The organism is Pseudomonas sp. ArH3a (assembly GCF_022648765.1).
Lineage (GTDB): Bacteria > Pseudomonadota > Gammaproteobacteria > Pseudomonadales > Pseudomonadaceae > Aquipseudomonas.
In genome coordinates this window covers 5,823,840-5,843,768 of record NZ_CP080330.1, presented here as the reverse complement: position 1 = coordinate 5,843,768, position 19,929 = coordinate 5,823,840, and the positions used below count along the sequence as shown (strand labels likewise).

Below are 19,929 nucleotides of genomic sequence, written 5' to 3'. Positions count from 1 at the left end.
GCCCGCGATGGCGTCCGCACAGCTACAACATTCCCGTCGATTAATCCGCCGTTAACCCCTCTCTGTTTTAACCCTCCCCTGTGTGTAAACTTGCGGCCATCAGGCACAACCATAATCTGGCAAAGGGAAACGGGGATGAGTGACGAATTGCGTTTAGGCAGGGAGCGGCGCTTTCTGGTGTTGCTGGGCATCATCTGCCTGGCGCTGATCGGCGGTGCGCTGTACATGCAAGTGGTGTTGGGCGAGGCGCCGTGCCCGCTGTGCATCCTGCAGCGTTACGCCTTGCTGTTGATCGCGGTCTTTGCCTTTATCGGTGCGGCCATGCGCCGCAAAGGCGCGGTCACCTTCTTTGAAGGGCTGGTGGTCCTCAGCGCCCTCGGCGGCGTGGCTGCGGCCGGCCATCACGTGTACACCCAGTTCTTCCCTGAGGTCAGCTGCGGCGTCGATGTGTTGCAGCCGATCGTGGATGAACTGCCACTGGCCAAGGTGTTCCCACTGGGCTTCCAGGTGGATGGCTTCTGCAGCACGCCGTACCCGCCGATCTTGGGCTTGTCCCTGGCGCAATGGGCGTTGGTGGCGTTCGTGCTGACGGCGATCCTGGTGCCGCTGTGCATCTACCGGAACCGCCAACGCCAGGCCTGAAGCGATTAACCGAAACGCCCCGATCTTCCTTGAAGGAAGGTCGGGGCGTTTTTGGTTGTAGGTATTTGTGAAGAGGCCGTGACGAGGGGCAACATCCGGTGCGCGCAGCGTGCGACATGTTGTCACACGGAGGCTGGCGCAGGACGTTTTTGACGTGCTGAGCAACGCCTTAAATTTGCGCCAGGCGGCTAAATTGTGCTGTCAGTTCATCGTTTGAGCGATGCCACGAACCTCGCCGCGTCTGAGCCATTCAGTGATGTCCCAATGCCTTGTTTTATGGGGACTTGGATACGTTTTGCATGCCCTTACAAGGTGTAAGGGATGGGGTGCTTTACGCAATAACACGGCAATTTTTGTGGTTTTTGTTGAGAATCGAACACGATAAGATCCCGAACCTTTGCAAGATTGGTGAAGGATTGTTGCTGGAATCGATAAAAATTATTTCTTTATAAGACATGGTTTATACATCGCCAGCTAACTACAATCGCCCGCACTGAATGTCTGGTGCTGTTCAATTTTTGAGCATTGGAGCGGTCGAGGGGCAGATGGATGGCTCTATGCGACCCCAGGTTCCGGCAAGCCTTTCAACTATCCGCACCAAATGGAATTGGTCTGTAACAAGGCCTTTAACCACGAAATCGAATAAGAACTCACCGCAGGTCCGTGAAACGCCAATGTATGGCGTGCCGGGCAGGCTCTTATTCAATCGAAGAGAAATGCCAACCCTTGGCAGGGTGAAGTGTTGGCGATCAAAACCCAACTGCATTGCGCAAGCTGCTTTAGAGGTCGTGAGATGAGTAAAAACAGGTACCCCCGATTACTAGGCTTTTTGCCGCTGCTTGGCATGCTTTTAATGCTGGGAGGCTGCAAGTGGACCTTGATGGACCCGAAAGGACAGATCGGTCTGGATCAACGCAACCTGATCATCACCGCCACCCTGCTGATGCTGTTGGTCGTGGTTCCCGTGATCATCATGACGTTTGCCTTCGCCTGGAAATACCGCGCGTCGAACACCAGCGCTACCTACGCGCCGAAGTGGTCGCACTCCACCAAGATCGAAATCGCCGTTTGGCTGGTGCCGATCCTCATCATCATCGCCCTGGGTTACATCACCTATAAGTCGACCCACGAGCTGGACCCTTACCGTCCGCTGGAATCCGACGTCAAGCCGATCAACATCGAAGTGGTCGCGCTGGACTGGAAGTGGCTGTTCATCTACCCGGACCTGGGTATCGCCACGGTTAACGAAATCCAGTTCCCTGAGAACACCCCGCTTAACTTCCGGATCACCTCCGATGCTGTGATGAACTCGTTCTTCATCCCTGCACTGGGCGGCCAGATCTACGCGATGGCAGGCATGCAGACTCGCCTGCACCTGATCGCGAACGAGAAAGCTGAAATGGAAGGCATCTCCGCTAACTACAGCGGTGCTGGCTTCACCGGCATGAAATTCAAAGCGATCTCGACTAGCCAGGAAGATTTCAACGCCTGGGTAGCCGCAGTCAAGGCCGCACCTAAACAGCTTGATCAAGCTGAATACGACGCCCTGACCAAACCAAGCCAGAACAACCCAGTCGCTCTGTACTCCACGTATGAGCCGAACCTGTTTCAGAAAATCGTCGACAAGTACGAAGGTATGAAGCCAGGCAAGCCGGTCAAGCACGAGAAGAAAGAAGTGGCCGTGGTTGAAGGTTCTGACACGGGCTCGCATTCAACTGCTGGGGCAGAGGAGTAAACGATGTTTGGTAAATTAAGTTGGGATGCGGTCCCGTTCCACGAGCCGATCGTGATGGTGACCATCGCCATGATCGCGCTGGGTGGTCTGGCACTGTTTGCTGCAATCACGTACTACAAGAAGTGGACCTACCTGTGGACCGAGTGGTTGACGTCTGTCGACCACAAGAAAATCGGTGTCATGTACGTCATCGTTGCCATGATCATGCTGCTGCGTGGTTTTGCCGACGCCATCATGATGCGTACCCAGTTGGCCATGGCCACCGAGGGTTCGCCTGGCTACCTGCCGCCTGAACACTATGACCAGATCTTCACCGCTCACGGTGTGATCATGATCATCTTCATGGCGATGCCATTCTTCACCGGCTTGATGAACCTTGCCTTGCCGCTGCAGATCGGTGCACGTGACGTTGCCTACCCGTTCCTGAACTCCTTGAGCTTCTGGCTGCTGGTTTCCGGCGTGGTGCTGATCAACCTGTCCCTGGGCGTCGGCGAGTTCGCCAAGACCGGTTGGGTTGCTTATCCGCCGCTGTCGGGCATTCAGTACAGCCCTGGCGTGGGTGTGGACTACTACATCTGGGCGCTACAGTTATCAGGACTCGGGACGACACTGACGGGGGTCAACTTCCTGGCCACCGTCCTGAAAATGCGCGCCCCTGGCATGAAACTGATGGACATGCCGATCTTCACCTGGACCTGCACCTGGGCCAACGTCCTGATCGTGGCTTCGTTCCCGATCCTGGCCGCTACCATGGCGCTGCTGTCGCTTGACCGTTACCTGGATTTCCACATTTTCACCAATGAACTTGGTGGCAATCCAATGATGTACGTGAACCTGTTCTGGGCATGGGGTCACCCTGAGGTGTACATCCTGATCCTGCCAGCGTTCGGTATCTTCTCTGAAGTGATCTCGACCTTTACCGGCAAGCGCCTGTTCGGTCACCACTCGATGGTCTACGCCTCCGGCGCGATCTCGGTGCTGGGCTTCATGGTGTGGTTGCACCACTTCTTCACCATGGGCTCGGGGGCCAGCGTCAACGCCTTCTTCGGCCTGGCGACGATGCTGATTTCCATCCCGACGGGGGTGAAGCTATTCAACTGGCTATTCACCATCTACCACGGCCGTCTGCGTATCACCAGCCAGGTTCTGTGGACCCTGGGCTTCATGGTGACCTTCGCTATCGGCGGCATGACCGGCGTACTGCTGGCCATCCCGGGTGCTGACTTCGTACTGCACAACAGCCTGTTCGTGATCGCTCACTTCCACAACGTGATCATCGGTGGTGCTGTATTCGGTTACATCGCTGGTTTCAGCTTCTACTTCCCGAAAGCGTTCGGCTTCAAGCTGCACGAAGGCTGGGGCAAGGCTGCATTCTGGTTCTGGATCTCGGGCTTCTTCGTCGCGTTCATGCCGCTCTATGCACTGGGCTTCATGGGCATGACCCGTCGTCTGAACGCCACTACCAACCCTGAGTGGGTACCGTACCTGTACGTTGCCATGTTCGGTGCGGTAATGATCGCTGTGGGCATCGCCTGCCAGCTGATCCAGCTGTACGTGAGTGTCCGTGACCGTAAGCAGAACGCTTGCGACTCCGGCGACCCATGGAATGGCCACACCCTGGAATGGTCGACCTCGTCGCCACCGCCGTTCTACAACTTCGCTGTGATCCCTACTGCGAACACGATCGATGCGTTCACCGAAGCGAAGGAAGACGGTACTGCGTACCAGCAACCTAAGCACTACGAGCCGATCCACATGCCGAACAACACCGCCACTGGCGTGGTGATGGGCGCGCTGTTGACCGTATTCGGTTTCGCGATGATCTGGCACATCTGGTGGCTGGCAATCGTGGGCCTGGTAGGCACCATCGGTTACTTCATCATTCACGCTGCCCGTGATGATCAAGGCTACATGGTGCCGGTCGAGACGATCGAGCGCATCGAAGCCGAGCAACACGCTCGCCTGGTAGCCGAGAAGAAGATCCCGGCCAACCGTGTAGAAACCTCGTTGGAACAGGCTTAAACCATGTCGAACTTAGTGACCAATGCTGGACACGCCCATGTCGATGACCATGGGCACGATGACCATCACCACGACTCGGGGCCAACAACCGTCTTCGGTTTCTGGCTCTACCTGATGACCGACTGCATCTTGTTTGCGTCGATCTTTGCGGTGTACGCGGTACTGGTAAATAACGTAGCGGGTGGCCCATCGGGCCACGACATCTTCGAACTGCCTTACGTGCTCGGCGAAACCGCCTTGCTGTTGTTCAGCTCGATCACCTACGGTTTCGCCATGTTGGCCTTCTTCAAGGGCAACAAGAAAGGCGTACTGACCTGGCTGGGCCTGACCTTCCTGCTCGGCCTGGGCTTCATCGGCATGGAGATCAACGAGTTCCACCTGCTGATCTCCGAAGGCTACGGCCCGCACCGTTCCGGTTTCCTGTCGGCGTTCTTCACGCTGGTCGGCACCCACGGTCTGCACGTAACGGCTGGCCTGCTGTGGATGGCGGTGATGATGTATCAGGTCAATAAGCACGGCCTGACCAACACCAACAAGACTCGCCTGACTTGCCTGAGCCTGTTCTGGCACTTCCTGGACGTGGTCTGGATCTGCGTCTTCACCGTTGTTTACCTGATGGGGACTCTGTAATGGCTAATGCACACTCCCATGACCATGACAGCCATGATTCGAGCCACGGCAGTGTTAAGTCGTACGCCATCGGCTTCATCCTGTCGGTAATCCTGACGCTCATCCCGTTTGGTCTGGTGATGTACCCGACCCTGCCGAAATCGATCACGTTGATGATCGTTCTGGTATTCGCGGTGATTCAGGTTCTGGTTCACCTGGTGTACTTCCTGCACCTGGATCGTTCTAAAGAGCAGCGCGATAACGTGATTGCGTTCGTGTTCGCAGGCTTAGTAATCCTGCTGCTGGTTGGCCTGTCGATATGGATCATGTTCAGCATCCATACGTTCATGATGGCGAAGTGAGGTAAGACCCGATGTCGCTTAAGCACTTTATCCAAATCACCAAACCGGGGATCATTTTCGGTAACGTGCTTTCTGTGGCAGGCGGTTTCTTCCTGGCCTCCAAGGGACATGTCGATCTGGCCATTTTCCTGGCTGCAATGATCGGCACCTCCCTGGTGGTAGCTTCCGGTTGTGTGTTCAACAACTGCATCGACCGCGACATCGACATCAAGATGGAACGCACCAAGAATCGCGTGCTGGTCCAGGGCCTTATCTCCCTGAAACTGGCACTGCTGTTCGCGACCGTCCTGGGTGTTGCCGGTGTGGTGTTGTTGTACACGGTGGCCAACCCGCTGGCGGCGCTGTTTGCCGTGATCGGTTTTGTCATCTACGTCGGCCTCTACAGCATGTACCTCAAGCGCAAGTCGGTTCACGGCACGCTGGTGGGCAGTCTGTCGGGCGCGATGCCGCCGGTAATTGGTTATGTGGCTGTGACCAATAGCTTCGACATGGCCGCGCTGGTGCTACTGGTGATGTTCAGCCTGTGGCAGATGCCGCATTCCTATGCCATCGCGATCTTCCGCTTCAATGACTACCTGGCTGCGTCAATTCCGGTTCTGCCGGTCAAGCGTGGCATCCAGGTGGCCAAGAAACACATCCTGCTCTACATCCTGGCCTTCCTCGTGGCGACCTTGATGTTGACCTTCAGTGGCTACGCCGGCATGAGCTACCTCGCTGTCGCCGCGGCCATGGGCATGTACTGGTTGTACATGGCCTGGACCGGCTACAAGGCGGTGGATGACACCGTCTGGGCGCGCAAGCTGTTCGTGTTCTCGATCTTCACCATCACCGCGCTCAGCGTGATGATGTCCCTGGATTTCCAAGTGCCGAAAGAGCTGTTGCTGACCTACGCTCACTGAGTGGTTGAGTATTAAAAAACCCCGCCTTCGAAAGAAGCGCGGGGTTTTTTATTGAGTGGCCTTTAAACTATGCGCACATTCTACAAATGCAGGAAGCAACGTAATGAGTAAAAAAGCTGTGATCGTGTTCAGTGGTGGGCAGGACTCGACGACCTGTCTGATCCAGGCATTGCCGCTGTATGACGAAGTGCACTGCATTACCTTCGATTATGGCCAGCGCCATGTGGCGGAAATTGAAGTCGCGCAGAAGCTCGCCAAGCAGCTGGGCGCCACCGTTCACAAAGTCATGGATGTGTCCTTGCTCAACGAGCTGGCCATCAGCAGCCTGACCCGTGACAACATTCCCGTACCGACCGTGGACAGTTCAGGCGGCAGCCTGCCCAGCACCTTTGTGCCGGGCCGCAATATCCTGTTCCTGACATTGGCGTCGATCTACGCCTACCAGGTTAAAGCTGAAAGCGTGATTACCGGCGTGTGCGAAACCGACTTCTCGGGCTACCCCGATTGCCGCGACGAGTTCGTCAAAGCCTTGAACAAGGCGCTCGAGCTGGGCATGGAATACCCATTGCGCCTGGAAACCCCGTTGATGTGGCTGAACAAGGCCGAGACGTGGGCGCTGGCCGATTACCACAACCAGCTTGAGCTCATTCGTCACCAGACGCTGACCTGCTACAACGGCATCATCGGCAGTGGCTGCGGTAACTGCGACGCGTGCAACTTGCGTGCACGCGGTTTGAATGAGTACCTGCAGAACAAGGCGGATGTCATGCAGAGCCTGAAGCAGAAGTTGCAGCTGAACTAAGCGATTGGCGCCGCAATCCTCTGTGGCGAGCGGGCTTGCCGTAATGCCGTTCAGTTAAGCGCAGATCCCCTGTGGGAGCGGCGGTGCGACGATTCGATTTGCCCGCGAAAGCGGTGGGTCAGTCAACATCCATGTTTGCTGGGCCGACGTCATCGCGGGCAAGCCCGCTCCCACATTTTATCTTCGCTGCTTTGGGCATTGCGTTCGCTTAACTGAACGGCATTAGGGCTTGCCGCGCGTTGGGCTGCGCAGCAGCCCTAAGACCAGACGCCGCATTCTTTCTGACAAGAGGCGGCGTATTTGAATCAGGCAGCGCTGCCGGTGATCCAGCGCTTGAACAACGCACGCGCACCATAGGCCGGCAAGATGTTGAAGAACGCAAAGCCGACTTTGATCGCAATCTGCACGTAGATCATGCTCAGGATGTCACTGGTTTGCATGGCGCCATAGAAGGCGATGAAGCAAAACAGAAAGCTGTCGATGATGACCGCAAAGAACGTACTGAGGAATATGCGCAGGTACAAGTATTTGGAGTTAGTCAGCTCCTTGATCTTGCACAACAGGTACGAGTTTATATTCTCCGACACCAGGAACGACACGGAGGAGGCGACCAGTACCGAGGACACTTGAATGATCACATCGTTATACGGCCCATCCAGCTTCCAGCCCGGCAGCCCCGGCAGGAAGGTCGAGCCATAGAGCAAGATGATGATCATCGCGTTGCTGGCAAACGCAAACAGAATGGCCCGTCTGGCCAGCCGCAGGCCGAATTGCTCGTTGAGCAAGTCCACGATCAAGAAGGTCAGCGGGTACAGAAAGGTGCCCGGCGTGACGATGATGCCCAGTGATTCCAGGTAAAGAGGCTTGGTCGCGGCAATACTGGTGAAGATGTAAAACGTGAACAACAGCAAGTTCAGGATGATGTAAATCATCCAAGAATTTTCGTTGCGGTCGTTTATGTCGTAGGCGGTGAGTGCCCCTCCTTGTGAATAAAACTTCTTGTACATGTTCTTAACTTCCATTTTGTTTAGGTCGTCCATTATTTCGCTGTTGAGTACTTCGCTCAGTTTCAGCTTCATGACCTTGCCCGTGGCGATCACCATGATCACGGCCAGGCGCTTGTCATTTTCAAAGCCCAGCAGCTTGTATTTGCTGTTTTCGATGCCTGCTTCATGCGTTGTCATTGAAGCGCTCCTCAATGATATCGCCGACCACGCACAGGCGATCTGAGTGAGCACAGGTTTCAAGGGTAATCAGCATGCGTTTGGTGGCCCGGTCGTACACCAGCTTTTCTTTGCCGTCGCTCGACGAGCCTTTTTGCACAATCAATACATCGCCCGGTTCATTGAGGCCGGGGATCGCATGTTCCAGTCGCACCGCGATCAGGTTATGCGAGGTGCCGAAGTAGTAGGTCAGCGGATACAACGTCGCCAATTCGCCAATGCGCTTATCCAGGTTCTGGATAACCAGGCTTTCCTTGAGGATCGGCACGGCCGCCGGGTTCATGTTGCCCTGTGGGGAAACACTGCTCTCGATGATTTCCTTGGCTTCAAAATCGATGGTTTCAATTTCGTCGTAAGAGACGCCGAAGAAATCCGAAATCTTGCGGAGGGTGGACTGCTGGACGTTGACGACCTTGCCTTCCAGGATGTTGTAGATGGTGGTCCTGGTCAGCCCGGCGGCACTGCATAACGACAGCTGCGTCTCGCCTCGGCTTTTGATCAAGTACTTGATGTTGCTCTTCAAGTGCTCGGTTTTTTCCCGTCTGTGTATCACGTGCTCACCACTTCCTTTTAGTCATAGCCGTCCTTGTGCGCGGCGCTTGCGGCGTCGCGGCGGCGGGAGTGTTGCATGCGTGAGCCCTAACAATAAAGTCCCGGATGCCGTGTTTGTGCGTTGCAGTCGTGTCCGGCTCGGGCAAAAAAGCACATTTAATTTGGAAAATGTTTAATTTCCTGTTTAATTTCCTGTTTAATAAAATCCCTCGGTTCAGGACGAACCGGCACGCACGCCAAGGAAGGGACCCGCACTGATGGCAGTCAATACCCTACACCTCAAAAATCAGGCCGACCTGCTGCGTCGCGGCCTGGCGGATCTGCACGCTGAAGATTTCGAGCTGGCGAGCCTCCTTGATGCTGAGGTCTTGCGCCAGCATCGCACCCTCTCTCTGGTTTCATCTTCCTGCGCGGTCACACCGCGAACCTTGGTGGCCTGCGCTTCGGCATTGGTCAACGTGAGCGCCGAAGGCATGCCCGGCAAACGCCAGCGGGCCGGCTGCGAGAACGTCGACTTGGTCGAAGCCCTGACCATTCGCCGCGCGCGGGAACTGTTCGACGCCCATTACGCCGGCGTGCAGTCGCACTCGGCCTCCAACGCGATTGCCCAGGTACTCTCGGCGTTGCTTGAGCCGGGCGATACATTGCTCGGCATGGCCCATGACCATGGCGGCGACCTCACCCTCGGCAGCCCGGCGGTGTTCACCGGGGCCTATTACAAGGCCATCCGCTATGGCACCACCGACGACGGCCTGATCGATTACGAGCAGGTGCGTAGCCTGGCCCTCGCACATCGCCCACGCATCATTATTTGCGGTGCGTCGGCTTACTCGCGGGTGATGGATTTCGAGCGCTTTCGCGCGATTGCCGACGAGGCGGGCGCGATCTTGTTGGCGGATATTTCCCATATCGCCGGGCTGGTGATGACGGGCCGCCATCCGAGCCCGATCAACGCCGCACACGTCACCGTCACCTGCACGCACAAACAACTCGGTGGCCCTCGCGGCGGGCTCATCCTGTCGGGCCGCGACGCCAACACCAAGGTGCCCGGCTTGCGCTCAACCTTCAGCCGGGTCCTTGATCAGGCCGTGTTCCCGCGCATGCAGGGCGCGCCGGCGGTCAACCTGATCGCGGCCAAAGCCGCCGCTTTGGGCTACGCAAAATCGCCGGAATTCGACGCCTGCATGGGGCGGGTTCGTACGCTGGCCGATGAAGTGGTCGGCGCGTTCCAGGCTCACGGCTACACCGTGGTCGGCGGGCGCAGTGACAACCATGCGGTGTTGATCCGGTTGCAGGGCGCCATGACCGGTGCCATCGCCGAGTCGGCGCTGGAGCGTTGCGCCATTGTGGTGAACAAGCACCGCGTACCCGGCGAGACGCGCTCGTCATTGGTCACCAGCGGCGTGTGTATCGGCACCGGTTCCCTGGCGCAACGCAGGCTCGACCGCGAAGGCTGCCGCCAAGTCATCGAACTGGTTTGCCGGGTGCTGGACAGCGTGACGCCGCTGGGCGAGCAGGATTACCAGCTGGAGCCTGCGGTGTGTAAGCAGGTGCGCAGCGAAGTGGAAGCCTTGTGCGCGCGCTATCCCATTGCTGACTACCTGGAGGGCTGATTCCCCGGTGCTCGGTTAAATCCGCCGAGACCTTCCTCGTCATACTTCCTTGTACGCACTGTGCGAATCGATCACCCGTCTACAAGGAGTAGTCCCATGATCAGCGTAAGTCGTCGGTCCCTTCTGGCCCTCGGTGCGGCCCTCCCGGTGCTGGCGCGCCTGGATTGGGCGGTCGCCAGCCCGCCGCCGGCAAAGGCTGACACGGTGCGGCTCAACTACAACGAAAGCCCCTACGGCCCCTCAACCGCCGCCCGCGAAGCCATGCAGCGTGCAATCGCAACGTCCGGGCGTTATCCGTACAACGACATGTACGCGCTGGCTGGGTTGTTTGCCCAGCAACAGGGGCTTGCCGAGGAACAGGTCGCAGTGTTTGCCGGCTCCATGGTCGCGCTGCGCTACGCCGTCTTGGCGTTTACCAGCGCACGCCGCAGCCTGGTCATGGCCACGCCGTCCTACGAAGTGCCGCGCCAAGCCGCCGAGTCCTGGAAGGCGCAGGTTCACGCAGTGAGCCTCGACGCCCAGCACGCCCATGACGTGCCGGCCATGCTCGCCGCCGATCCCCAGGCGGGCATGCTGTACCTGTGCAACCCCAACAACCCGACCGGCACGATCACGCCCACTGAAGCGATCCGCCAGGCACTGGCGAACAAACCCAAAGGCAGCGTGCTGGTGGTGGACGAGGCCTATATCGACTTCTCCGACACCCCAAGCGTCGTCAGTTGGGTCAAGGACCACGACGACCTGCTGGTGCTGCGCACCTTCTCGAAAATCTACGGCATGGCGGGCGCGCGCCTGGGCCTGGCGATCGGCCACCCGGCGCTGCTGGAGCGGCTGGCGGTGTTTGGCGGCGACAATGTGCCGGCTGCCGTGACCTTGCTCGGCGCCCGGGCGAGCCTGGAAGACATCAAGCTGCTGCCACAGCGCAAGGCGCTCAACGCCCAGGTGCGCGATGAGACGGTAGCGTGGCTTAAGGGCCGCGGGTTTACCTGCACGTTGTCGCAGAGCAACTGCTTCATGATCGATGTGAAGCAACCGGCGGAGCGGGTGATCGAGAAGCTCGCCGCACAGGGTGTATTGATCGGGCGAGTGTGGAAAGACTGGCCGCACTGGGTGCGGGTGACGGTGGGCAATAAGCAGGAGATGCAGCGTTTTCGTGAGGTGTTCGCGGCCGCCGTTTGAGTCGACGCAAATCCACTGTGGGCGCTGGCTTGCCTGCGATACAGGCACCTCGGTGTGTCAATCACACTGCGGTGATGCCATCGCAGGCAAGCCAGCTCTCACATTTAGTTCATCGGTATTACTGCTGCGCGATGCTGTACCCATCAAACGCCGTCTGCTGCTGCAATGCAGTGATCACACTCTTACGGCTCAATGGCTGCTCAGCCCCCAAGTTATCCACAAAGCTTTCGACTTCCAGCTCGGCTTCATCGCCTTCACCCACAAAGCTGAAACCCAGGAACTCGAACGCCTCGCGGTCAACGCTCAGCTTGGAGCGCGGCGTGCGCAGCGGCAGGGTGACGCTGATGCCGTCCTTGCTGATCACAAACACTTCGGCTTCTTTCTTCGGCCGTGAGGCCTTGCCCTTGCCGGCGCTTGGGTTGCTGATGGCCTGGTGCGACTGGTTCAGCACTTTGAGAGCCAGGCCGTAGACCAGCTCCTGAAACTGGGGGTCGTCCTTAAAGCTGGACAGGATGCGGCTGATCGAGAATTTGCTGCTGAGGTCTTCCAAGGCGATGTTATCGGCAGCCTCGGCGTCTTTGAGTTGCTTGAGCTGGCCCATCAGGTCGTAGGCGGTGTCGTCGTCAAAGGCGTCGTGGGCCTGGCGGATGGCCACACGCAGCTCGCGGATCTGGTCGCTTTCCTTGGAGGTGTGGAACGCATCCAGCACCATCTCGCTGATGATCTTGGCCGCAGGCACATGCTGTGAAAGATTGATGGCGTTTTCGTATTCAGCTTTGGATTGCAGGGCTGTTACGGATTCTTCTTGGGCTGATTGTTCGGTGTAAGAATCGGACATTGAAATTTCACTACTTCAGTAAACGGGACAAAAAAGCGTCGCGCATTTTCAGTGGCTGGCGAGATCAGGTCAAGGCAGCACAACGCCCTTATCGCGGCGCAAGGCCGTCAGCGCCCGCTGCAGCCGTACGGCGCGCCCGCAGAACAGACCAACGGTAAACCCCGACACGGCGCCCACTGCCACCAGCATCTCTGGCGTGCTCAGCAGCAGCGGATGCACCGCCTGCTGATAGCCGAAGTAATACTTCACCGCGAAAAACAGCTGCGAGATCAGCAAGGTTTTCCAGGTGCCCGGCAACACCAGGGTTTCGCCATTGGCATCGAGCCGCGCGCCTTCGGCGTTGAACAGCAACATGCCCACCAGGCTGGCGACCAAAGCACCGCCAACCCAGGCGCTGCTCGACAGTATCGAAGGCGTCAGCGAGATCAACGACCACACCACCAACACCACCGGCAGAATCATCAACGAACGACGATTCTCGCGCCCACCCAGGCAGGCCTTGATGCCGTAGTAACACACCCACAGGTAAACGGCGTACACCCAAAGGGGCGTGCCTTGGAGGATATCGAGCATGGGGTGCTTGCGTGCAGTGTGGTTAGGCAGTGGATAGTCGTTGAGACTTCACGGTTTTGTCCATCGATTTGTCCCTGACCCACATCAACACCCCGCGCCGCGAAATCCGTTAGAACTCAGAGGCCTGATGAACCCATAAAAACGATGACCTACCTGCGCCGAGGGGACCACTCCAGGCCAGGTTATTAAAGGATTAATGCCATGGCCTTTTCCCTGTCCCGCCTGGCCTTGCTGGGGGCGACGCTCTGTCTGGCGCTACCCCTGCACGCCGCCCCCACCGACGTTGAACACGGCAAATACGTTGCGCAATTGGGCGACTGCATCGCCTGCCACACCGCCAAGCAAGGCAAGGTGATGGCCGGTGGGCTGGAGCTGAGCACGCCGATGGGCACGATCTATTCGAGCAACATTACACCGGACCGCCAGACCGGTATCGGCGCCTATACCTTCGAGCAGTTCGACAAGGTGATGCGCGAAGGTGTGACGCCCACAGGCATGAATCTTTACCCGGCGATGCCGTATCCGTCCTACGCCAAGATGAGCGAGGAGGACATGCGCGCCTTGTACGCCTACCTGATGCACGGCGTAGAGCCTGTGCAACAGGCCAACCTTGAGGCGGACATGGGCTTCCCGTTCAATCAACGTTGGGGCTTGGCACTGTGGAATTTTGCCTTTCTCGACAAGCAGCCGTTCCAGCCGGACCCAGGCCGTAACGAGGTGCTCAACCGTGGCGCGTATCTGGTCCAGGGCCTGGGCCACTGCGGCTCCTGCCACACGCCACGGGGCATCGCCTTCCAGGAAAAAGCCATGAGCGATGACGGCCGCAGCGGCCAGCATTACCTGGCCGGCGAAACCGTCGAACACTGGCGCGCCCTGAGCTTGCGCAACCTATGGACGGTGGAAGACACCGTGCAACTGCTCAAGACCGGGCAGAACCGCTTCGCCACGGTGGCCGGTAACATGGCCGATGTGATCCAGCACAGTACCCAACACTTCAGTGACTACGACCTCACGGCCATCGCCAGCTACCTCAAATCCCTGCCGCCGGGCAAAGACGATCTGCCGATGCCATCAATCGCCCACGCACCTGCCGCGCCGCCGGCGGACCTGTTCACCAGCCGTGGCGGCCTGGGTTACCTGCAGTTTTGCAGCGACTGCCACCGCGGCGACGGCGGCGGCGTAAAAGGCTTGTTCCCACCGCTGGCCGGCAACCCGAGCATTGCCGCCAGCAACCCGACTTCGCTGCTGCACATCACCCTGACCGGCTGGGAGACCGCACAAACTGCCACTCACCCACGGGTCTACACCATGCCTGGTTTCAGCCGGTTGGCCGACCAGGAAATCGCCGAGATCCTAAGCTTCGTGCGCACTCGCTGGGGCAACGAGGGCACGCCGATCAGCGCCGCCCAGGTCAAGAAACTGCGTGACCAACTTAACCCCACCACCACCGATTCGTCGGCCTTCGATACCCCAAGACTGGCAAATTTGCTCGCCGCACCGAATGCCGACCAAGTCGTTCGCGGCATGCGCCTGCACCTGCAAACCAAGGAACTGCTGCCCAACAATGTCGGCAACTCGCTCAATTGCACCAGTTGCCATCTCAACGCCGGCACCGTGGCGGACGGTTCGCCGTTTGTGGGCGTGTCGGCGTTCTTCCCCAGCTATGCGCCGCGTGCAGGCAAGGTGGTCACGCTGGAGGAGCGCATCAACGGGTGCTTGCGTCGCTCGATGAATGGCAAGCCGCTGCCGCCCCAATCGGCGGATATGCAGGCGATGGTCGCGTACTTCGACTGGATGAAAAACAACACCCGCCCCGAAGACAAAGTGGCCGGGCGCGGTGTGGGCAAGGTCGACCCGTCGATCAAACCGGACTTGGAGAACGGCAAGCAGGTGTATGCCAAGCAATGCGCGGTGTGCCACGGCGATAACGGCCAAGGCCTGGCGCGTGCCGACGGCGAGTTGGTGTACCCGCCGTTATGGGGCGAGCAGTCGTTCAATATTGGCGCGGGCATGGCGCGGCCCTACACGGCGGCGGCGTTCGTCAAACGCAACATGCCGATCGGCTTCCACGAGAAATTTCCATTAGGGCAGGGCGGCTTGTCGGACCAGGAAGCGGTGGACGTGGCGGCGTATTTCTCTGGTCAGCCTCGCCCGGATTTCCCGGACAAGGTCAAAGACTGGCCCAATGGCGGTAAGCCGGTTGATGCACGCTACTAAGTCAGCTGTTTGAGGCAGGCCTCGAGCATATCCAGGCCTTCCTCCAGCACCGCAGGCTCAATGGTCAGCGGTGCCAGCAGACGGATGATGTGCCGCGACTTACCGCTGGGCATCAGCAGCAAACCCGCGTCCCGCGCCAGGCTCAGCAGTTGGCTCAGTTGCTTGGGTGCCGGCGAGCCGTCGGCGTTGGCCAGCTCAATGCCGCGCATGGCGCCCACGCCGGTCAGGCGGCCCAGATAGGGCACGCCTTGCGCACGCCATTGTTCATAACGGCTGACGATGGCTTCTTCCTGTTGCGAACCCCAGGTTTGCAGGTGTTCATCCGTCATTGCCTCCAGCGTGGCCAATGCGGCCGCGCAAGCAATCGGGTTGCCGGAGTAGGTGCCGCCCAGGCCGCCTTTGGGCAGGTTGTCGAGCAAGGCTTTACGCCCGACGACCGCGCCCAAGGGCACGCCACCGGCGATGCTTTTGCCGAGCAGGATCAAGTCCGGTTCAATTCCCAGGCGCGAGAAGGCGAAGCGCTGGCCGGTACGCCCGAAGCCGGACTGGATTTCGTCGGCAATCAGCAGGATGTTTTTCTCATCACAGAAACGTCTTAGGGCGTGGGCGAATTCGATGTCCAAGACCAGAAAACCGCCTTCGCCTTGCACCGGCTCGATGATGAAACAGGCTACATCCTCAACGTCGATTTCCACGCTGAACAGGCGGTCCATGGCCTTCAGCGCCTCAGCGCAGGTCACGCCGTTGTCAGCGCTGGGGTAGGGCAGGTGATACACCGGCCCGGGCAGTACACCGACTTTTTGTTTGTAGGGCGCCACCTTGCCATTGAGGTTGAGCGTGGCCAGGGTACGGCCGTGAAAGGCGCCGTCAAAGGCGATCACCGCCGTGCGGCCGGTGGCGCCGCGTACGATCTTCAAGGCGTTTTCCGCCGCTTCCGCGCCACTGTTGGTGAGCATGCCGCTCACCGGGTAATCCACTGGGATAAACGCAGTAAGACGGCCCATCAGTTCGATGTAGGGCGCGTGCGGTACGGCGTTGAACGCGTAATGGGTCAGTTTAGTTGCTTGCTGCACAATCGCCGCGACCACGCCTGGGTGGCAGTGCCCGAGGTTGAGCACGCCGATGCCGCCGACAAAATCGATGTAGCGCTTGCCCGCGGTGTCCCAAACCTCGGCGTTCTTGCCGTGGCTGAGGCTGATGGGGTGAACGATGGAAATCGACTGGCTGATGGTTTCGCGGCTCATGAATCTCGGACTCGGCAATGGCGGGCGTCTTTTTATCTAAGCCGCGCGCCCGGCCTGGCCGCAAACGAAATAAAGTCGCCGGGTCATTATTAAAAGTCGGGATGTGCTTTGAGGTAGTCCACCATCCAGTTGAGGAAGGCCTTCACTTTGGGGATCTCGCCCGCATGTTCGGCATGCGCGATAAAGTGCGCGCCGGTGCTGGGCATTGTGTAATCCCAGGGAATCATCAGGCTGCCATTGGCCAACTCGTCAGCCACCAGATACTGCGGCACCAACGCCACGCCGTAGCCCGATTGCGCCGCGCGGATGCACATGTAGAACGTGTCGAAACGCGGCCCGTGGTAGCTGTTCTGCGAATGCAGGCCTTGTTCCAGGAACCACTCGTGCCAGGCTTGCGGGCGGGACGTGCATTGCAGCAAGGTGTGGCGCGACGAAGCATCGCTGCCTTCAGCGACAAAGCCCGGCGCACAGACCGGCACCACGGCTTCGCGAAACAGCTCGATGCAAGTCGCCCCCGGCCACGAGCCCTGGCCGAAGAAAAACGCGATGTCGGCCTTGGCCTGCAACACGTCGAAGGGCTCCAGTTCGTTGCGCACATCCAGGTGGATATTCGGGTGTTTGGCCGCAAAATCCTTGAGCTTGGGCACCAGCCAGCGGTCGCCGAACGTCGGCTGGGTGGCGATGCGCAGCACTTCGGTCTCGCCGCCGTAGGTGAGGATGTAACGGCTGGAGATGTCCACCTGGGTGAGAATCTTGTGCACTTCGGCCAGGTACAGCGAGCCCGCCGGCGACAGGTACAAACGCTGGCGCACCCGTTCGAACAGGTTGTGGCACAGCATCTCTTCGAGCTGTGCCACTTGCTTGCTCACCGCACTCTGGGTCAGGTGCAGTTCTTCGGCGGCGCGGGTGAAACTCAGGTGACGGGCGGCGGCTTCGAAGCATTGCAGGGCGGTCATCGAAGGGGTCAAGCGTTTTGAGATCATGCAGTTCATTCCAAATCGGAAGGAGCCTTTGCCTAAAGGTCGTTTGTGGCAGGTGTGTAAAGCCGTCGATACTGCGCGGCAACACTATAAACCGGCGCGGGCTGTGCGGCGCCGAATAATAAAGATCGACAGGGAGTGCCTCGCATGAACAACCTCAAAACCACCTTGGCCGCCCTCACCGCTGTTGCGGTCGTGGGCCTGGCGGGAAGCGCCCAGGCGGGTGTGACCCTGGACGCGATCCAGAAAAAAGGCTTTATCCAGTGTGGTGTCAGTGATGGTTTGCCGGGCTTCGGCGTGCCGGACTCCAATGGCAAGATGACCGGCATCGACGTAGACGTGTGCCACGCCGTCGCCGCCGCGGTATTCGGCGACGCGTCAAAAGTGAAGTTCAGCCAGTTGACCGCCAAGGAGCGTTTCACCGCGCTGCAATCGGGTGAAATCGACCTGATTTCGCGCAACACCACCTGGACCAGTTCCCGCGATGCGGGCATGGGCCTGGTGTTCACCGGCGTGACCTACTACGACGGCATCGGCTTTTTGGTGAACAACAAACTGGGCGTTACCGGCGCCAAGCAGCTGGACGGCGCGACCGTCTGCATCCAGGCCGGCACCACGACTGAGCTCAACGTTTCGGATTACTTTCGCACCAACGGCATGAAGTACACGCCGATCACCTTCGACACCGCCGATGAAAGCGCCAAGGGCCTCGAAGCTGGCCGTTGTGACGTGCTTACCACCGATCAGTCGGGCTTGTACGCCCAACGCATCAAAATGGCCCACCCGGACGAGTTCGTGGTGTTGCCGGAAGTGATCTCCAAAGAACCGCTGGGGCCGTTAGTGCGCAAGGGCGATGACGAGTGGTTCAGCATCGTCAAATGGACCCTGTTCGCGATGCTCAATGCCGAGGAAATGGGCATCACCTCGTTGAACGTCGAAGAGCAGGCCAAGTCCACCCAGAACCCCGATATTGCGCGGCTGCTCGGTGCCGACGGCGATTACGGCAAGGACCTGAAGCTGCGCAAGGACTGGGTGGTGCAGATCGTCAAGCAAGTGGGCAACTACGACGAAGTGTTCGAACGCAATATCGGCCAGGGCAGCGTGCTGAAGATCAAGCGCGGGCTCAATGCGTTGTGGAGCAATGGCGGCATTCAGTACGCGCCGCCGGTGCGCTGATGGACAAGCTGTCGGGCTATAGCGATGCAGGCACTGCGGTTTGAAGATGCAGCGCGGTGATCCCATCGCAGCCTCGCTAACGCTCGACAGCTCCCACATGGAGTGGGTTTACTCCGACACCACATCCTTGCCCACCGCCTTGGACCGATACAGCGCTTGATCGGCCCGCGCCATCAAGGCGGCTGGGGCTTCACCCACACGACGCTCCACCACGCCTAGGCTTAGGGTCACTTTGAAATCGCCGACGGCGGGTATCTCGGTGATTTTTTGTCGAATCCTTTCAGCCAGTTGTTTCGCGGTCTCCACGGTAGTTTTGGGCAGGATTACCATAAATTCATCACCGCCCCAGCGCGCCAGTAAATCACTGGAGCGCACGCAGGCTTCCAAGCCTTGCACCACCTGTATCAGGGTCTTGTCACCTACGCCGTGGCCATGTTGATCATTGATTGGCTTGAAATCATCGATGTCCATGGCCACCAGTGCCAGCGGCAAACGAAAACGCTCGGCACGCTCGCATTCCTCCAGCAGTACTTTTTCCAGGCGATAGCGGTTGGCGATGTGTGTCAGGGCGTCCTGTTCGGCCAGGGAGCGGTTTTCGTCCAGCTGTAATTGCAATTGCTGATTGACCCGCGACAGTTCGCGGGTGCGTTCGGCTACCAGCGCTTCCAGGGATTGGTTGCGCCGTTGCAGCTGTTCGATGGAGTTTTTGCGCGTATGGATATCGCGGTGCGCGCCGATCATGCGCGCCACTGAGCCGTCGGGGTTGCGAGCAATGACGTAGCCACGGTCTTCGATCCACAGGTAAGTGCCGTCTTTTTTGCGGCAGCGGTATTCGGCTTGGTAATGGGGCGCGCGTTGGCTGATGTAGTCATCAAACACGCTCATGACGCGGGGGTAATCCTCGGCGTGGATCACGTTCTCCCAGGTGAACACGCTGTTCTCCAGGGAGTGGCGGGGGTAGCCAAGCATTTCGTACCAGCCGGGGTTGCGGTAGACGAAGCCAGTATTGGCGTTCCAGTCCCAGATGCCGTCACTGACCAGCTCCATGACGGCATGCAACATGTCGGCGTTGAGCTCGGAAAAGTCATTGCGCAGCGATTTATTGCCGGATGTATCGTCCATCTTCGCGCTTCCCTGCGTATGCTGGCTCCTGAGGCCAGTCTTCGTTGACGCCGATACTCCGTGGCTGGCGCTACTGTACATCGGGGCTTGCGCGGTTTGAATAGGGCGGGTGTGCTGCTTTAGGCATGTGGCAATAGGCCA

19 protein-coding genes are annotated in these 19,929 nt (G+C 58.8%); 11 read left to right on the top strand and 8 right to left on the bottom strand.

The window, feature by feature from the left end; all coding sequences use genetic code 11:
• The first annotated feature begins 135 nt into the window (after window positions 1-135).
• Window positions 136-642: a disulfide bond formation protein B gene (locus K0P33_RS26825; RefSeq protein ID WP_094949380.1), complete on the top strand. Its 507-nt coding sequence runs from the start codon at window positions 136-138 to the stop codon at window positions 640-642.
• A gap of 511 nt (window positions 643-1,153) precedes the next feature.
• Here the strand turns inward: K0P33_RS26825 and K0P33_RS31455 are convergent.
• The gene (locus K0P33_RS31455) at window positions 1,154-1,408 is read right to left on the bottom strand and encodes a hypothetical protein (protein WP_347341846.1); all 255 of its coding nucleotides are present in this window, start codon (window positions 1,406-1,408) and stop codon (window positions 1,154-1,156) included.
• Window positions 1,409-1,435: 27 nt separating this feature from the next.
• Between K0P33_RS31455 and cyoA the strand changes: the two genes are divergently transcribed.
• The 6 genes from cyoA to queC all read left to right on the top strand — a co-directional run bounded on the left by cyoA (window position 1,436) and on the right by queC (window position 7,071).
• The gene (cyoA, locus tag K0P33_RS26820; RefSeq protein ID WP_094949381.1) at window positions 1,436-2,377 is read left to right on the top strand and encodes a ubiquinol oxidase subunit II; all 942 of its coding nucleotides are present in this window, start codon (window positions 1,436-1,438) and stop codon (window positions 2,375-2,377) included.
• A gap of 3 nt (window positions 2,378-2,380) precedes the next feature.
• On the top strand, window positions 2,381-4,399 hold the full coding sequence (cyoB, locus tag K0P33_RS26815) for a cytochrome o ubiquinol oxidase subunit I (RefSeq protein WP_094949382.1): 2,019 nt from the start codon (window positions 2,381-2,383) through the stop codon (window positions 4,397-4,399).
• 3 nt (window positions 4,400-4,402) lie between these two features.
• Window positions 4,403-5,029: a cytochrome o ubiquinol oxidase subunit III gene (locus K0P33_RS26810; protein WP_094949383.1), complete on the top strand. Its 627-nt coding sequence runs from the start codon at window positions 4,403-4,405 to the stop codon at window positions 5,027-5,029.
• Window positions 5,029-5,370, top strand: coding sequence for a cytochrome o ubiquinol oxidase subunit IV (cyoD, locus tag K0P33_RS26805; RefSeq protein WP_094949384.1), 342 nt, complete (start codon window positions 5,029-5,031; stop codon window positions 5,368-5,370). The genes K0P33_RS26810 and cyoD overlap by 1 nt, the downstream gene beginning before the upstream one ends.
• 11 nt (window positions 5,371-5,381) lie before the next feature.
• Window positions 5,382-6,269, top strand: coding sequence for a heme o synthase (cyoE, locus tag K0P33_RS26800; RefSeq protein WP_094949385.1), 888 nt, complete (start codon window positions 5,382-5,384; stop codon window positions 6,267-6,269).
• A gap of 103 nt (window positions 6,270-6,372) precedes the next feature.
• Window positions 6,373-7,071: a 7-cyano-7-deazaguanine synthase QueC gene (gene queC / locus K0P33_RS26795; protein ID WP_094949386.1), complete on the top strand. Its 699-nt coding sequence runs from the start codon at window positions 6,373-6,375 to the stop codon at window positions 7,069-7,071.
• Window positions 7,072-7,376: 305 nt separating this feature from the next.
• Here the strand turns inward: queC and K0P33_RS26790 are convergent, their stop codons facing one another.
• Both K0P33_RS26790 and K0P33_RS26785 read right to left on the bottom strand, forming a co-directional pair.
• Complete coding sequence (locus K0P33_RS26790) at window positions 7,377-8,255, bottom strand: queuosine precursor transporter (protein WP_094949387.1); 879 nt, start codon at window positions 8,253-8,255, stop codon at window positions 7,377-7,379.
• Window positions 8,242-8,847 (bottom strand): helix-turn-helix transcriptional regulator, encoded by a 606-nt coding sequence (locus tag K0P33_RS26785; protein WP_094949388.1) that lies wholly within the window; start codon window positions 8,845-8,847, stop codon window positions 8,242-8,244. Before K0P33_RS26785 ends, K0P33_RS26790 begins: the two co-directional genes overlap by 14 nt.
• 256 nt (window positions 8,848-9,103) lie before the next feature.
• On the opposite strand from K0P33_RS26785, the gene K0P33_RS26780 reads away from it, so the two are divergent.
• Both K0P33_RS26780 and K0P33_RS26775 read left to right on the top strand, forming a co-directional pair.
• Complete coding sequence (locus K0P33_RS26780; RefSeq protein WP_242152455.1) at window positions 9,104-10,459, top strand: serine hydroxymethyltransferase; 1,356 nt, start codon at window positions 9,104-9,106, stop codon at window positions 10,457-10,459.
• A gap of 96 nt (window positions 10,460-10,555) precedes the next feature.
• Complete coding sequence (locus K0P33_RS26775) at window positions 10,556-11,638, top strand: pyridoxal phosphate-dependent aminotransferase (RefSeq protein WP_242152451.1); 1,083 nt, start codon at window positions 10,556-10,558, stop codon at window positions 11,636-11,638.
• Window positions 11,639-11,756: 118 nt separating this feature from the next.
• On the opposite strand, the gene K0P33_RS26770 is transcribed toward K0P33_RS26775, so the two are convergent.
• Window positions 11,757-12,476, bottom strand: a complete 720-nt coding sequence (locus K0P33_RS26770) for a hypothetical protein (protein ID WP_094949391.1) — start codon at window positions 12,474-12,476, stop codon at window positions 11,757-11,759.
• Between the two features lie 69 nt (window positions 12,477-12,545).
• Window positions 12,546-13,049 (bottom strand): DUF6622 family protein, encoded by a 504-nt coding sequence (locus K0P33_RS26765; protein ID WP_242152448.1) that lies wholly within the window; start codon window positions 13,047-13,049, stop codon window positions 12,546-12,548.
• Window positions 13,050-13,250: 201 nt separating this feature from the next.
• On the opposite strand from K0P33_RS26765, the gene K0P33_RS26760 reads away from it, so the two are divergent.
• On the top strand, window positions 13,251-15,266 hold the full coding sequence (locus K0P33_RS26760; protein ID WP_242152445.1) for a c-type cytochrome: 2,016 nt from the start codon (window positions 13,251-13,253) through the stop codon (window positions 15,264-15,266).
• On the opposite strand, the gene K0P33_RS26755 is transcribed toward K0P33_RS26760, so the two are convergent.
• Window positions 15,263-16,510: an aspartate aminotransferase family protein gene (locus K0P33_RS26755; RefSeq protein WP_242152442.1), complete on the bottom strand. Its 1,248-nt coding sequence runs from the start codon at window positions 16,508-16,510 to the stop codon at window positions 15,263-15,265. The genes K0P33_RS26760 and K0P33_RS26755 overlap by 4 nt on opposite strands.
• Before the next feature lie 89 nt (window positions 16,511-16,599).
• Entirely contained in the window at window positions 16,600-17,493 is an 894-nt protein-coding gene (locus tag K0P33_RS26750) for a LysR substrate-binding domain-containing protein (protein WP_094949394.1), read from the bottom strand.
• Between the two features lie 144 nt (window positions 17,494-17,637).
• Here K0P33_RS26750 and K0P33_RS26745 point away from each other — a divergent pair, with 144 nt between their 5' ends.
• Window positions 17,638-18,666, top strand: a complete 1,029-nt coding sequence (locus tag K0P33_RS26745) for an amino acid ABC transporter substrate-binding protein (RefSeq protein WP_242152440.1) — start codon at window positions 17,638-17,640, stop codon at window positions 18,664-18,666.
• Window positions 18,667-18,774: 108 nt separating this feature from the next.
• On the opposite strand, the gene K0P33_RS26740 is transcribed toward K0P33_RS26745, so the two are convergent.
• Window positions 18,775-19,788, bottom strand: coding sequence for a sensor domain-containing diguanylate cyclase (locus K0P33_RS26740; RefSeq protein ID WP_242152436.1), 1,014 nt, complete (start codon window positions 19,786-19,788; stop codon window positions 18,775-18,777).
• Window positions 19,789-19,929: the final 141 nt, after the last annotated feature.

Bases quoted from the DNA above. Each gene is read 5' to 3' on its own strand.
- K0P33_RS26775 (WP_242152451.1), top strand. From the start codon at position 10,556: ATGATCAGCGTAAGTCGTCGGTCCCTTCTGGCCCTCGGTGCGGCCCTC.
- K0P33_RS31455 (WP_347341846.1), bottom strand. From the start codon at position 1,408: ATGCAGTTGGGTTTTGATCGCCAACACTTCACCCTGCCAAGGGTTGGC.
- cyoE (WP_094949385.1), top strand. From the start codon at position 5,382: ATGTCGCTTAAGCACTTTATCCAAATCACCAAACCGGGGATCATTTTC.
- K0P33_RS26765 (WP_242152448.1), bottom strand. From the start codon at position 13,049: ATGCTCGATATCCTCCAAGGCACGCCCCTTTGGGTGTACGCCGTTTAC.
- K0P33_RS26810 (WP_094949383.1), top strand. From the start codon at position 4,403: ATGTCGAACTTAGTGACCAATGCTGGACACGCCCATGTCGATGACCAT.
- queC (WP_094949386.1), top strand. From the start codon at position 6,373: ATGAGTAAAAAAGCTGTGATCGTGTTCAGTGGTGGGCAGGACTCGACG.
- K0P33_RS26825 (WP_094949380.1), top strand. From the start codon at position 136: ATGAGTGACGAATTGCGTTTAGGCAGGGAGCGGCGCTTTCTGGTGTTG.
- cyoB (WP_094949382.1), top strand. From the start codon at position 2,381: ATGTTTGGTAAATTAAGTTGGGATGCGGTCCCGTTCCACGAGCCGATC.
- cyoD (WP_094949384.1), top strand. From the start codon at position 5,029: ATGGCTAATGCACACTCCCATGACCATGACAGCCATGATTCGAGCCAC.
- cyoA (WP_094949381.1), top strand. From the start codon at position 1,436: ATGAGTAAAAACAGGTACCCCCGATTACTAGGCTTTTTGCCGCTGCTT.
- K0P33_RS26780 (WP_242152455.1), top strand. From the start codon at position 9,104: ATGGCAGTCAATACCCTACACCTCAAAAATCAGGCCGACCTGCTGCGT.
- K0P33_RS26745 (WP_242152440.1), top strand. From the start codon at position 17,638: ATGAACAACCTCAAAACCACCTTGGCCGCCCTCACCGCTGTTGCGGTC.
- K0P33_RS26755 (WP_242152442.1), bottom strand. From the start codon at position 16,510: ATGAGCCGCGAAACCATCAGCCAGTCGATTTCCATCGTTCACCCCATC.
- K0P33_RS26750 (WP_094949394.1), bottom strand. From the start codon at position 17,493: ATGATCTCAAAACGCTTGACCCCTTCGATGACCGCCCTGCAATGCTTC.
- K0P33_RS26760 (WP_242152445.1), top strand. From the start codon at position 13,251: ATGGCCTTTTCCCTGTCCCGCCTGGCCTTGCTGGGGGCGACGCTCTGT.
- K0P33_RS26770 (WP_094949391.1), bottom strand. From the start codon at position 12,476: ATGTCCGATTCTTACACCGAACAATCAGCCCAAGAAGAATCCGTAACA.
- K0P33_RS26790 (WP_094949387.1), bottom strand. From the start codon at position 8,255: ATGACAACGCATGAAGCAGGCATCGAAAACAGCAAATACAAGCTGCTG.
- K0P33_RS26740 (WP_242152436.1), bottom strand. From the start codon at position 19,788: ATGGACGATACATCCGGCAATAAATCGCTGCGCAATGACTTTTCCGAG.